Below are 13,370 nucleotides of genomic sequence, written 5' to 3'. Positions count from 1 at the left end.
CGTTCAGGCACTACACGTTTTTACGCTCAATGGACTCCTCTCCCCAATACAGCACGTCCGCCTTGGTTTTGCTGAATGCCAGAGGCAGAACTTCATCTACCCCCTCATCCCAAATCTGCTGAGCTTTCACTTCATCGTTATTCGCCAGTTCAAAAATAGCTTCCGCAATTTCAATCGACGTCTCACGTACCTTTGCCCATTCTTTAACGTTCGTACTCGGCATGTCGTTTTCTCCTGCTGACTTATTGCTGATTTAGCGTAAACGCGCTATTCATCTATAAAGTATTGCTCAGCCAAAAAAGTTTGCATACGTTCTGTGCGATTTCTATAGGGAAAAATCGCCCCCTACATTGAAATCCCCCTCTACGCCCCCCATACTTTGCATCAGTTCAGGTACGACCAAAGGCATGAGTGCCTCAGCGAAATTCGCCCGCACGTTGCGCTAGGCGGCATCTGTCCTTCCATTTTTCTCCTTCGGAGGTTCATCCTTATGAACAACTTCACGCTTCACCTCGCCACAAAAGTCGTTTTTGGCCAAGGGCAAATTTCCCAGCTTCCTAACCTTATTCCCGCCGACGCGCGCGTTTTAATTACCTACGGCGGCGGCAGCATCAAGCGCAACGGTGTCCTCGATCAGGTACACAGCGCACTCGCAGGCTATACGCTGTTTGAATTTGGCGGCATTGAACCCAACCCGGCCTATGAAACGCTGATGAAAGCCGTTGAAGCCGTGCATAACAACAAAGTGGACTACCTGCTGGCTGTCGGCGGCGGTTCGGTGCTTGACGGCACTAAATTTATTGCCGCCGCAGCAAAGTACGCAGGCGATACATGGGACATCATTAGCAGCGGCGGCAAAAAAGTCACCGACGCGCTGCCTATCGGCAGTGTGCTAACGCTGCCTGCAACCGGTTCAGAAATGAACAGCGGCGCGGTCATCAGCCGAAGAGAAACCGGGGACAAGCAGGCGTTCCATTCTCCTCTGGTTCTGCCGCGCTTTGCCATTCTGGATCCGCTAACTACCTACACTCTGCCGCCGCGTCAGGTTGCCAACGGCGTAGTCGATGCCTTTATCCACACTGTCGAGCAGTACCTGACCTATCCGGTCGATGCCAAAGTGCAGGATCGCTTTGCTGAAGGGCTGTTGCTTACGCTGATTGAAGAGGGTCCGAAAGCGCTGAAAGAGCCGGAAAACTACGCCGTGCGCGCTAACATCATGTGGAGCGCCACCATGGCGCTAAACGGGCTTATCGGCGCGGGCGTTCCTCAAGACTGGGCAACCCATATGCTGGGCCACGAGCTAACCGCCATGCACGGCCTCGATCACGCACAAACGCTGGCTGTAGTGCTTCCCGCAATGCTGCGCGCCAGAAAAGCGCAGAAATGGGAGAAACTGCTGCAGTACGCAGAGCGCGTTTGGGGCATTGATACCGGCACCGAAGATGAACGCATCGAAGCCGCCATTAAGGCCACCGAGCACTTCTTCCAACAGATGGGCGCGCCAACGCACCTGTCCGACTATGGACTAGACGGCAGCAGCATCCCTGCGCTGGTGAAAAAGCTGGAAGAACACGGTATGACTAAGCTCGGTGAACATCGCGACATTACGCTGGAAGAGAGCCGGAAGATTTATGAGGCGGCTCGTTAACAGCCTTTTCGTAGAATAAAAAACCACCGTCAGAGTAAACGCTGACGGCGGTTTTTTTATGGTATCTCATTCAGACCTAGTTGGCGGCGTTTCTAACTGACTCTTATCGGCGGCTAACTCATCGTTTGCCTTCTTCAGCTCGCTGGCGGTCATTTTTTCTGTACAAAGGCGCTTCATCGCCAAGGCATCTTTGTCACCCCGCAGCTCCGCACGTGAAAACCAGACGTAGGCCTGCCCGTAGTCTTTAACCACGCCTTTCCCTTTGTAGTAAAGAATGCCGATATTGTAGCTGGCATCTGCATCGCCCTGATTTGCCGCTTTAAGATACCAGCTCATTGCTAGCTCGCTGTTTTGTAAAGCACCTTTGCTGTTGCTGTAAAGCGTACCGAGATTGTACTGAGCGTCCTTATTACCCTGTTCCGCACCTTTAAGGTACCACTGCACCGCGAGGGCCTCGTCTTTCTCTACGCCCAGTCCGTTCTGATACATAAAGCCCAAGTTGCTCTGCGCGCCTGAGTCGCCCTGTTCTGCCGCCTTCTGATACCACTGAACTGCCAGCGCATCATTTTGCGCTACGCCCGCCCCCTTACGGTACATCAGGGCTAGATTATACTGTGCGTTAACATTTCCCTGCTCTGCCGCTTTCTGATACCACTCAACGGCTCGTGCATTATTTTGTTCAACGCCTTTGCCGTGGCGATACTTCAGCGCCAATTGATACTGCGCCACCGGATCGCCCTGTTCAGCCTGCTGCTGTAGAGTTTTCAGGGAATCTTCTGCGAATGCGCAAAAGCTTAGCGACGCACTGAGCAGCGTCAAAGCTGCCGTTACTCGCCCGATGCGGCGCGGTGTCAAAAAGGAGAAAAGCATCATGGGTCTACAGTCCTTATAGAATCGGCAAAGTCCGTTTAGTCGTGAGAATCAGACTCGTCGTGATGATGAGAATGTTCGTGGTGATGGTCGTGGCCAGCGGTATTATCCGGCACCAAAATCAGCTTGCCGTACCTGACGCCGCGCTCAGTAATCACCTGTTCCGCCAGCTGGCTAACCCTGTCGGCCTCCCCTTTCAGCATAGAGACTTCCATGCAGCTGCCGTGATCGAGGTGTACGTGCAGGCTGGCCAATGTCAGATCGTGCTGTTCGTGAAACGTGCGCGTCAGGCGTTTGGAAAGCTCTCTGGAATCGTGATCGTACACATAAACCAGAGCCCCTACACAGGGGGGATTTCCCTCTACCGCAAAAGACGAATTCTGAATGCCCGCCCGCGCCAAATCCCGAATGGCTTCGGAACGATTCTGATAGTTTTTCTTCTTGATAATACTATCGATTTCTTCCATCAGATCGTCGTCTATAGAGATAGTAATGCGCTGCATATCGTTCCTCTCGCTGAGGGAAAGGCCATAAAGTGACAGATATCATAGCCTTTGCGCTCCAGACCGTCGAGACAAGCTTTACGCTATAGGCATACAAACGTTCTCACAGAGTCCAATTCATTTACAAACAATTAACTTATTGTAAAGATACACATTTTTCACACTTTGAAACAAATGATAAGTTTCTTTCTTAAACGCTTTACGGGATTTTAATACCCAAGTCCCGAACTTTTCTATACCATCTGTGGACTAATTCGGCTTTGTAATAATAAATCACCTCAAGTTAAAGGAATAACCCGTGAGTCCCATTGACTATGCTATTCACCTGATTCTTAGCGGCATTCTTATTGTTGGCGTTTATCAGTTCTACTTTTTTACCCAGCGTCACATGCTGGTCAAACCGCGCGAATTCAATTCGGCGATTGACGAAAAAATCCCCTTTTGGCCATGGTGGTCTTGGATTTACAGCTTTCTCTACTACCCGGCGATTCTGTACATCAACTGGATTGTGGAAGACTCTCGCCACTTCATCATGATCGTCTTTAGCTACATCATCCTTCTGGTGATGCAAATGACGTTCTTCTCTCTGTTCCCCGTTTCCACGCCTAAGCACTGGCGGACAATCAATACGGGCAAGAGCTGGTCTGAGAAATTCCTGCTATTTGTACAGAAGTTTGATGATTCATCCAACTGCTTCCCCAGCATGCACGTCTCTGTCGCTACGCTGACAGCGCTGTTGGCCTACAGCACTCTGGGCCCGTGGGTCTTCTTATTCCCTGTACTGATCGCCCTTTCCTGTACCTTTACCAAGCAGCACTACCTTCTCGACCTGCCCGCAGGCGCGGTACTGGGTTGGGTAGCCTATGAGATACACTGCTTGATTATGTAACGCATTTCCCCGGCGGCCGTGCTATCGGCCGCCGTTTTCTCACTGCCACTTTCCTCTTTAACTAAACCTCAGATACTGTCCACCGTTGTTCAAACTTCATCATACAAAGATAAAATTTCTCCGGCTTGCATTGCATCCCCACCCTGTCAACGATACCATTACAACATTCATTACTATTCATTAATGTCGCATGAGTATTCACTTAAAAAACATTAACTGCTTTTACGGCACGCATCAGGCGCTGTTTGATATCTCACTGGACTGCCCAAGCGGCGAGACGCTGGTGCTGCTGGGCCCCAGCGGCGCAGGTAAAAGCTCACTGATCCGGGTGCTCAACCTGCTGGAAATGCCGCGTTCTGGCCAGCTTTCCATTGCCGGTAACAATTTTGACTTTAGCGTTCCCCCTTCCGAAGGGGCCGTGCGTGAGTTACGCCGTAACGTTGGCATGGTGTTTCAACAGTACAACCTGTGGCCTCATCTGACGGTAATGCAAAATCTGACTGAAGCCCCCTGTCGCGTGCTTGGTCTATCAAGAGAGGCGGCTGTTGCCCGTGCAGAAAAGCTGCTGGCGCGCCTGAGGCTGGGTGAGTTCAGCGCTCGCTATCCGCTGCACCTTTCCGGTGGGCAGCAGCAGCGGGTGGCTATTGCCCGAGCGCTCATGATGGAACCGCAAATTCTGCTGTTTGATGAGCCGACTGCTGCACTGGATCCTGAAATCACCGCCCAAGTTGTCGGCATTATTCGCGAGCTGGCCGATACCGGCATTACGCAGGTTATCGTGACCCACGAAGTGGACTTCGCTAAGAAAACCGCCAGCCGCGTCGTTTATATGGAGCAGGGGCGCATCGTCGAATACGGCGACGCTCAGGCGTTTACCCAGCCGCAAACCGAAGCGTTTGCCGGCTATCTTTCTCACTAAATTCTCTGGAGCACGTTATGAAAAAACTGCTGATCGCCTCGCTAATCGCCGGAATGAGCCTGTCCGCCGCTGCGGCAGAAAAAATCCGCTTTGCGACCGAAGCCTCCTACCCTCCGTTTGAGTTTATGGACGCTAACAACCAAATCCAGGGCTTTGATATCGACTTGGCTAATGCACTGTGTAAAGAGATGCAGGCCGAGTGTACTTTCTCTCACCAAGGCTTTGACAGTTTGGTTCCCGGCCTGAAGTTCCGCCGCTTTGATGCCGCTATCGCCGCGATGGACGTGACGCCAGAGCGCCAGCAGCAGGTTGCTTTTACCAATACCTACTACGACAACTCTGCCCAGTTTATCGCTATCAAGGGTAAAGTTGCCGATCTTAACGCTCTGAAAGGCCAGCGTGTCGGCATGCAAAACGGTACTACTCACCAGAAGTTCCTGTTGGATAAGCACGCAGACATGAAGCCTGTCGCCTATGACAGCTACCAGAACGCGATCCTCGATCTGAAAAGCGGCCGCATTAACGCCGTCTTCGGTGATACCGCGGTTGTGGCTGAATGGCTGAAGAAAAACGACGACTTGACCACTGTTGGCGACAAGATCAATGACGATGCCTATTTCGGCACCGGCTTCGCTATTGCGGTCAACCAAAAGAATACCGATCTGCGCGACAGGCTAAACGCTGCGCTGGAAAAGATTAAGCAAAACGGCGCCTATCAGGCCGTTTATGACAAGTGGTTTCAAAAGTAAGTAAACCCATCGATGAATGAGATATTTCCTCTGGCAAGCGCTACCCTGATGACGGTTAGCCTTGCCGTTTGCTCACTGGCTCTCGGGCTGGTGCTGGCTATGCTGTTCGCCGTTTGGGAATCCGTGCGCCTTCGCGCCGTGGCGTTTATTGGAACGCTGGTTGTTACCGTGCTGCGGGGGTTACCAGAAATTCTAGTGGTGCTGTTTATCTACTTCGGCGCTTCACAGCTTTTAATTACGCTGGCTGACGGCTTTACCCTGTTTGGCGTTGTCATTCAGCTTAACATTGAAAACTTCGATGTCAGTCCATTCCTGTGCGGCGTCATCGCCCTTTCCCTGCTGTACGCCGCCTACGGCTCTCAGACCCTACGCGGCGCACTGAAAGCCGTTCCTCGCGGGCAATGGGAGTCAGGTCAAGCGCTTGGTCTTGGTAAAGCGGCGATCTTCTTTCGCCTGATTATGCCGCAAATGTGGCGCCACGCCCTGCCCGGACTGGGCAACCAGTGGCTGGTGCTGCTGAAAGATACGGCTCTGGTATCCCTTATCAGCGTGAACGACCTGATGATGCAGACTAAAAGCATTGCTATCCGCACGCAGGAGCCTTTTAACTGGTTTATCATCGCGATGCTTATTTATCTGGTTATCACGCTGATAAGCCAGCGCCTGCTGGCCTATATCGAACAGCGGATCACCCGCTTTGAGCGGAGGGCATGATCGTGCTGGACTACTTGCCCGATGTGATGCAGGGGCTGCACGTCAGCCTGCTGTTAACGCTGATTTCATTAATTATTGCCCTGTTTTTGGCGCTTCTGTTCACTGTCGTGCTCACGCTGAAAACGCCGGTCATTACCCAACTGGTGAAAGGCTATATTACGCTGTTTACCGGTACTCCGCTGCTGGTGCAGATCTTTCTGATTTACTATGGCCCCGGCCAGTTTGAAAGCCTGCAAAAATACCCAGCGCTGTGGAATCTGATCTCTCAGCCTTGGCTTTGTGCGATCGCCGCGCTGGCTCTTAACAGCGCAGCGTATTCTACCTTGCTGTTTCACGGAGCGCTTAAGGCGATTCCTGACGGTCAGTGGCAGTCGTGCCAATCTCTCGGCATGTCTCAAGGACAAACGCTGCGCATTCTGCTGCCTTACGCCTTTAAGCGTGCGCTGTCGTCCTACTCTAACGAAGTAGTGTTAGTGTTTAAAAGTACCTCGCTAGCGTTCACCATTACTATGATGGACGTGATGGGCTATAGCCAATTGATGTACGGTCGCACCTACGACGTGATGGTTTACGGCGCGGCGGGGATTATCTACCTGTGCGTCAACGGCCTACTGACGCTGATGATGAGAATGGTTGAGAAGAAGGCGCTGGCGTTTGAACAGCGTTAAGTAAGAAGTCCCCTGTCTTATCTGTCTCATCCGTAAAAAGAACCACCTCCATTAGGAGGTGGTTCAGACTGCTGACAAACCCGCTTAATTAGCTTCTGAGGATATTCCGGCCGTATATACAACTTACTTATATCACCATTGTGCTCGGCCGGAAGGGCGCCTGTATTAGCTTTGGGAGTGCGTCGGGCATAGCCTTCCTACGGGCACTTCGTTGGCTTACGCCAAGTCGACCCCAACGGAAGACTCTCCCTCCGTTTGACTTTGCAGACTTTATTTAAGACCTTTGTCAGCAATCTCAACCACCTCCATTAGGAGGTGGTTTTACAATGAGCGTTGAACTCTCTTTTTAGTGGGTTAACGCCGCTGGCTCATTGTTGATTTCATTAGTATCTTCCTTAATGAATATCCAAAGCACAATAGCACCAACCAAATCAAAAACAGCCAGGGCGATAAAGAAAGGCCCAAATCCAATAATTCCAACAAATGCCCCGATGAAGATGTTAAAAATAAGCTGTCCAGTCCAGGCACAAGCACCAGCCATGCCAACAGCGGTAGCGACTTCATTCTTTTTAAACAGGTCGGCACCCAGCGTTGACGCAACGGTAGAGAGCAACTGATGGGCAAAACCACCAATGCTAATCAAAAGAACCGCAACATAGGGATTTTCAACAATGCTGACAAACCCTATCGTGGTCATAATGACAGCACCGATAGTGAATGTGATCCTTCGTGAGTTAATCAGCGTGATACCGCGGTCGTTAAAGAATTTCGCAACAAATCCACTTGCCAGACAGCCTAAGTCAGCCATCAGGAATGGCAGCCAGACAAACATGGCAATTTCCTTGAGGCTAAAATGAAGCGTTTCAACAAAGAAAATAGGAACCCAGAAGTTAATGGTACCCCATGCTGGATCAGCCAGAAAACGCGCAATGCCTACACCCCAAAAATTACGCTGTTTAAGAATATTTTTGATGGAGGTTTTTTCACGCTTCTCTACTTTTAGATGAGTTTCCTGCCCAGATTCAATATAAATGCGTTCTTCTTCTGAAAGACGCTTAGCATCTTTTGGATCTTTGTAGCAAAAATACCAAATAACGGCGGCAATCAAAGCAAGACTACCTGAAACGATAAAAGCGAACTGCCAGCTATGGAAGAGAATACACCAGGCGATCAGAGGCGGAGCAAGCATTGCGCCAAACGATGTCCCCATGTTAAAGACCCCGGCAGCAATACCCCTCTCTTTTGCCGGGAACCATATTGAAGCCGTTTTTACACCGGCAGGAATAGCGGAAGCCTCACTGAATCCCATAATGGCGCGCATAGCAGCCAATCCCTGCCAAGAGCCCGTTAGCGCGTGCCCCATCGTAGCCAAGCCCCAGATAACCGCACAAATAGCAAATCCGAGTTTCAGTCCAACAGTATCAATAAAGAATCCCATAATCGGTTGGCCAACGGTATAGGCCAATTGGAAGGCACTCACAATCCATGAATACTGTTCTTTAGTGATTCCTGTCGTTTCCATAATGGTTGGTGCGGCAACACCAAGCGCGGTTCTATCCAGATAGTTGATGATAGTAATGAAACAAACCAGAAGTATCATATACCATCTTAAGTTTTTGAGTTTTTTCATATTTTGCCTATTTTGAGTGCACGTTTTGCACATAGCATCTTTTTAAGAGGCGGATATTGGGCAAAGCCTTTTCCTTCCTTGCCAATGACTCACCATATAAAGCGTTCAAATTTTGTCTCTGACCGTACTGAACTAACCTCAACGATTTTGCATACTGGTTGATTAATTTATGTGAGGTTGATCAAAAAAAGTAAATTGGTTGAGCTATATATTGTTTTAAATGTGATTTGGTTAACCAAAATAACAGCAAGGTGTATCAATTCTCAATTTTATTTGCCAATATGTCCGTACGTTGATGGTTTCACATTCAAGAAAAACAGAGAATGTGTTTGATTAGATAAATTGGTTGACCTGATGGTGTATTTAAATGAAACCATCGTCACCACAAGGAGAGAAAATGAAGCAAACTTGGCGCTGGTACGGCCCTAACGACCCTGTGACTCTTTCTGATATACACCAGGCGGGCGCAACCGGCATAGTAACGGCACTTCACCATATCCCTAATGGTGAAATCTGGTCCATTGATGAAATCCTTAAAAGAAAGGCCACAATTGAAGATGCCGGATTAGAGTGGTCTGTCGTGGAAAGCGTGCCGATTCATGAGGATATCAAGACACATACGGGCCAATATAACCTGTGGATCGAAAACTATCAGCAAACGTTAAGAAACCTAGCTCAATGCGGCATCAGAACCGTGTGTTACAACTTTATGCCGGTATTGGACTGGACACGTACTGACCTAGAATACGTTCTCCCCGACGGCTCAAAAGCACTGCGTTTCGATCAAATTGAATTTGCTGCGTTTGAATTGCATATCCTCAAGCGCTCAGGCGCTGAAGCGGAATATACCGCAGAAGAAATCGCTCAGGCAAACGAACGTTTCTCAACGATGAGTGATGAAGACAAAGCGCGTTTGACCCGCAACATCATCGCGGGTCTTCCGGGAGCGGAAGAAGGTTACACTCTGGAGCAGTTCAAAGCGCATTTAGCAACTTACGACAATATTGATAAAGCCCGACTGCGTGAAAACTTTGCATACTTCCTACGGGGCATCATTCCGGTAGCCGAAGAAGTGGGCGTTCGTATGGCGGTACACCCGGACGATCCGCCGCGCCCTATTCTCGGCCTACCACGGATTGTTTCCACTATCGAAGACATGCAGTGGATGGTTGATACCGTCAACAGTATGGCGAATGGCTTTACGATGTGTACGGGTTCTTACGGCGTGCGCGGCGATAACGATCTGGTGACAATGATTAAGCAGTTTGCTCCTCGCATCTATTTCACTCACCTGCGCTCAACCCTGCGTGAAGAAAATCCTAAGACTTTCCATGAAGCCGCACATCTTTACGGCGATGTAGATATGTACGCTGTAGTAAAAGCAATCGTGGAAGAAGAGCACCGACGCGAGACTGAAGGTGGTTGCGATCTGATACCGATGCGTCCAGATCATGGACATCAGATGCTGGATGACTTGAAAAAGAAAACCAACCCAGGCTATTCCGCCATTGGTCGACTGAAAGGACTCGCAGAGGTGAGAGGGCTTGAGGTCGCTATCCAACGAGCCTTCTTTAGCAAATAAATAGCGTCGCTTATATCACTTCACACTGCTGACAACGCTAAACGAAGCGCGACGGGTACCCTCTCCTTAACATGGAGAGGGTAAAAACCGCCATCATGGCTTCTAGAGGATGTCCACAGCCTGAAGCCGATTATACCGCTGATTACCTGCTTACCAGTCTCATGAATATAATGGGCTGCACCTGCCCGTAGTACCAAACAACAGGAAACGGTTATGGAAAAAAATATTGCTACAGGTTCAGTGACGGTCGCTAAACCGAACTGGAACGCGTCACGCCTGACGTCACGTATTGTGCATTTAGGCTGTGGGGCATTCCACCGAGCGCATCAGGCGCTGTTTACCCACCACCTGCTGGAATGCAGCGACAGTGACTGGGGAATTTGTGAAGTCAACCTGATGCCGGGTAACGATGCCCGACTAATTTCGTCCCTAAAAGAACAGAATTTACTTTATACCGTTGCGGAACGCGGTGCGCTCTCAACAGAGCTCAAAATTATCGGCTCGGTTAAAGAGGCGCTTCACCCTGAATTTGACGGCATTGCCGGTATTCTTGACGCGATGGCTCGCCCAGAAACGGCTATTGTCTCACTGACTATTACCGAGAAAGGCTACTGCACGCAGGCGGCGACGGGGCGGCTTGATATCAACAATGCGCTGATTCAAAACGATCTGGCAAACCCACAGCAGCCAAAATCAGCGCCGGGATATATTGTCGAAGCGCTTAACATGCGTCGCCAGCTCGGGCTACCGGGCTTTACGGTTCTTTCCTGTGATAACGTGCGAGAGAATGGCCATGTCGCAAAAGCTGCCGTTCTGGATCTGGCTGTGGCTCGCGACCCTGAACTGGCTCAGTGGATTGAAGCCAATGTGACGTTTCCCTGCACAATGGTTGACCGTATCGTGCCTGCCGCCACGCCTGAAACACTACAGGACATCGCCGCTCAACTGGGCGTGTATGACCCGTGTGCCATCGCCTGTGAACCATTCCGCCAGTGGGTCATTGAGGACAATTTCGTTAACGGCCGACCGGCCTGGGATAAAGTTGGCGCTCAGTTTGTGGAAGACGTGGTTCCTTTCGAAATGATGAAACTGCGTATGCTTAACGGCAGTCACTCGTTTCTGGCCTACTTGGGCTACCTCGGCGGTTATGACACCATCGCTGAAACCATGACTAACCCTGACTATCGTGCAGCTGCGCTAGCGTTAATGCTTGATGAACAAGCTCCTACCCTTTCTATGCCTGAAGGCACAGATCTGAAAGCCTATGCGCAGCTGTTGATCGAACGCTTCAGTAATCCCTCGTTAAAGCACCGCACTTGGCAAATTGCCATGGATGGCAGCCAAAAGCTTCCGCAGAGACTGCTTGATCCTGTTCGCTTGCATCTTGCTCAGGGGCATAGCTATCGCTATCTGGCGATGGGAATTGCAGGATGGATGCGCTACGTTGGCGGACTCGATGAAAAAGGCAATGCGATTGATGTGGTTGACCCGTTGGTTTCACAGTATCAGGCTATTCATCGTGAATATACGGAGCCAGCCGATCGCGTTCGCCAGTTGATGAGTCTCAGCGCCATTTTTGGTCATGACTTACCAGAGAATACCGCCTTTCTGGACACAGTAACGACTGCCTATAGTCAACTGATAGAAAATGGCGCTCGCAAGACCATTAGCATGCTGAACGCTTAAGGGGATGAGAAATGACGGCATTTATGACGGAAGATTTTTTACTTAAAAATGAGATGGGACGTAAGCTCTACCACAGCTGGGCAGCCGACATGCCCATCTATGATTTCCACTGTCACCTGAATCCAAAAGAAATTGCCCAAAATCGGCAGTTTGAGAACCTGACAAAAATCTGGTTGGAAGGCGACCACTATAAATGGCGAGCTTTACGCTCCGCAGGGGTTGACGAGACGTTAATTACCGGCGATGCCAGCGACTATGAGAAGTTTGTCGCCTGGGCAAACACCGTACCGAAAACTCTCGGTAATCCGCTCTATCACTGGACACATCTGGAGCTGCGTCGCCCGTTTGCTATAGCCAACGTGCAGCTTAACGCCAAAACGGCAGAAAAAATCTGGGCAGAATGTAATGAAAAACTCGCTATGCCAGAATTTTCTGCACGAGGCATTATGCGCCAGATGAACGTCAGAGCAGTAGGCACCACAGATGACCCTATTGATACTCTGGAATACCATCGCCAGATAGCCGAAGACGGCAGCTTTGATATTGAAGTAGCTCCCAGCTGGCGCCCCGATAAAGTATTCAAAATCGAGCTGGAAGGATTTGTCGATTATTTGCGGAAACTGGAAGGTGCAGCAGACATCGCAATTTCTCGCTTCGAGGACTTACGTACTGCATTAACCCGTCGGCTCGATCACTTTGCCGCTCACGGCTGCCGCGCATCCGATCACGGCATTGAAGTCCTGCGCTTTGCCCCAGTTCCAGATGATAAACAGCTTGATAATATTCTGAGCAAGCGCCTCAACGGCGCTGAACTCAGCGAAACGGAAATTGCACAGTTCTCCACTGCCGTACTGGTGTGGCTAGGCCGACAGTACGCCGCTCGAGGCTGGGTCATGCAGCTTCATATTGGGGCCATCCGTAACAACAATACCCGGATGTTCCGTCTGCTGGGGCCGGATAGCGGCTTTGACTCTATTGGCGATAACAACATTAGTTGGGCGCTTTCACGGCTGCTTGACAGCATGGATATCACCAACGAACTGCCGAAAACTATCCTTTATTGTCTGAATCCAAGGGACAACGAAGTATTGGCAACAATGATAGGAAATTTCCAAGGCGGCGGTATCGCTGGGAAAGTTCAGTTTGGCTCAGGATGGTGGTTTAACGATCAGAAAGACGGCATGCTGCGGCAACTCGAACAGCATGCTCAAATGGGGCTTCTCAGCCAGTTTGTCGGCATGTTAACGGATTCCCGCAGCTTCTTGTCTTATACCAGGCATGAATATTTCCGTCGCCTGCTTTGTAACCTGATTGGACAATGGGCTGAAGATGGAGAAATCCCTGCCGATGAAACCATGCTGGGCAATATGGTCAAGGATATTTGCTATAACAATGCCCGACAGTTTTTCGGTTAAATATTCTTAAACTTCATTAACGATATAAATATTTAAACGGCTAATTAACTTTTAGCCGTTTTTTTTAAGAATAATTTGAACATATCCAAATCCCTGC

The 13,370-nt window shown here is 50.0% G+C and carries 13 protein-coding genes; 9 read left to right on the top strand and 4 right to left on the bottom strand.

All coding sequences use genetic code 11. From position 1 onward, the window contains the following. Positions 1-10: 10 nt before the first annotated feature. Entirely contained in the window at positions 11-223 is a 213-nt protein-coding gene (locus DQM29_RS07700; RefSeq protein ID WP_111740140.1) for a YccJ family protein, read from the bottom strand. 267 nt (positions 224-490) lie between these two features. Here DQM29_RS07700 and yqhD point away from each other — a divergent pair, with 267 nt between their 5' ends. Continuing rightward, complete coding sequence (yqhD, locus tag DQM29_RS07695) at positions 491-1,648, top strand: alcohol dehydrogenase (protein ID WP_111740139.1); 1,158 nt, start codon at positions 491-493, stop codon at positions 1,646-1,648. A gap of 66 nt (positions 1,649-1,714) precedes the next feature. Here the strand turns inward: yqhD and DQM29_RS07690 are convergent, their stop codons facing one another. Both DQM29_RS07690 and nikR read right to left on the bottom strand, forming a co-directional pair. Continuing rightward, the gene (locus tag DQM29_RS07690) at positions 1,715-2,521 is read right to left on the bottom strand and encodes a tetratricopeptide repeat protein (RefSeq protein WP_111740138.1); all 807 of its coding nucleotides are present in this window, start codon (positions 2,519-2,521) and stop codon (positions 1,715-1,717) included. Between the two features lie 35 nt (positions 2,522-2,556). After that, positions 2,557-3,021 (bottom strand): nickel-responsive transcriptional regulator NikR, encoded by a 465-nt coding sequence (gene nikR, locus DQM29_RS07685; RefSeq protein WP_111740137.1) that lies wholly within the window; start codon positions 3,019-3,021, stop codon positions 2,557-2,559. 298 nt (positions 3,022-3,319) lie between these two features. Here nikR and DQM29_RS07680 point away from each other — a divergent pair, with 298 nt between their 5' ends. The 5 genes from DQM29_RS07680 (at position 3,320) to artM (ending at position 6,960) form a co-directional block, all read left to right on the top strand. Then, entirely contained in the window at positions 3,320-3,910 is a 591-nt protein-coding gene (locus DQM29_RS07680; protein ID WP_111740136.1) for a phosphatase PAP2 family protein, read from the top strand. Positions 3,911-4,100: 190 nt separating this feature from the next. Then, on the top strand, positions 4,101-4,829 hold the full coding sequence (gene artP, locus DQM29_RS07675; RefSeq protein WP_111740135.1) for an arginine ABC transporter ATP-binding protein ArtP: 729 nt from the start codon (positions 4,101-4,103) through the stop codon (positions 4,827-4,829). A 17-nt stretch (positions 4,830-4,846) separates the two neighbouring features. After that, on the top strand, positions 4,847-5,578 hold the full coding sequence (gene artJ, locus DQM29_RS07670; protein ID WP_111740134.1) for an arginine ABC transporter substrate-binding protein: 732 nt from the start codon (positions 4,847-4,849) through the stop codon (positions 5,576-5,578). A gap of 12 nt (positions 5,579-5,590) precedes the next feature. Beyond that, on the top strand, positions 5,591-6,292 hold the full coding sequence (gene artQ / locus DQM29_RS07665; protein ID WP_111740133.1) for an arginine ABC transporter permease ArtQ: 702 nt from the start codon (positions 5,591-5,593) through the stop codon (positions 6,290-6,292). A 2-nt stretch (positions 6,293-6,294) separates the two neighbouring features. Next, positions 6,295-6,960 (top strand): arginine ABC transporter permease ArtM, encoded by a 666-nt coding sequence (artM, locus tag DQM29_RS07660; protein WP_111742033.1) that lies wholly within the window; start codon positions 6,295-6,297, stop codon positions 6,958-6,960. Between the two features lie 346 nt (positions 6,961-7,306). Here the strand turns inward: artM and DQM29_RS07655 are convergent, their stop codons facing one another. After that, a complete protein-coding gene (locus DQM29_RS07655) occupies positions 7,307-8,590 on the bottom strand; it encodes an MFS transporter (protein ID WP_111740132.1) in 1,284 nt (427 codons plus the stop codon). Between the two features lie 397 nt (positions 8,591-8,987). Here DQM29_RS07655 and uxuA point away from each other — a divergent pair, with 397 nt between their 5' ends. The 3 genes from uxuA to uxaC all read left to right on the top strand — a co-directional run bounded on the left by uxuA (position 8,988) and on the right by uxaC (position 13,273). Beyond that, entirely contained in the window at positions 8,988-10,172 is a 1,185-nt protein-coding gene (gene uxuA / locus DQM29_RS07650; protein WP_111740131.1) for a mannonate dehydratase, read from the top strand. A 213-nt stretch (positions 10,173-10,385) separates the two neighbouring features. Continuing rightward, positions 10,386-11,858, top strand: a complete 1,473-nt coding sequence (locus DQM29_RS07645) for a fructuronate reductase (RefSeq protein ID WP_111740130.1) — start codon at positions 10,386-10,388, stop codon at positions 11,856-11,858. 11 nt (positions 11,859-11,869) lie between these two features. Then, a complete protein-coding gene (gene uxaC / locus DQM29_RS07640) occupies positions 11,870-13,273 on the top strand; it encodes a glucuronate isomerase (protein ID WP_111740129.1) in 1,404 nt (467 codons plus the stop codon). Positions 13,274-13,370 lie beyond the last annotated feature (97 nt).

The organism is Leminorella richardii, from assembly GCF_900478135.1.
In the GTDB taxonomy this organism is placed as follows: Bacteria; Pseudomonadota; Gammaproteobacteria; order Enterobacterales; family Enterobacteriaceae; genus Leminorella; species Leminorella richardii.
The sequence above is the reverse complement of the archived record's forward strand: the minus strand, read 5'-3'. Positions and strand labels throughout refer to the sequence as shown.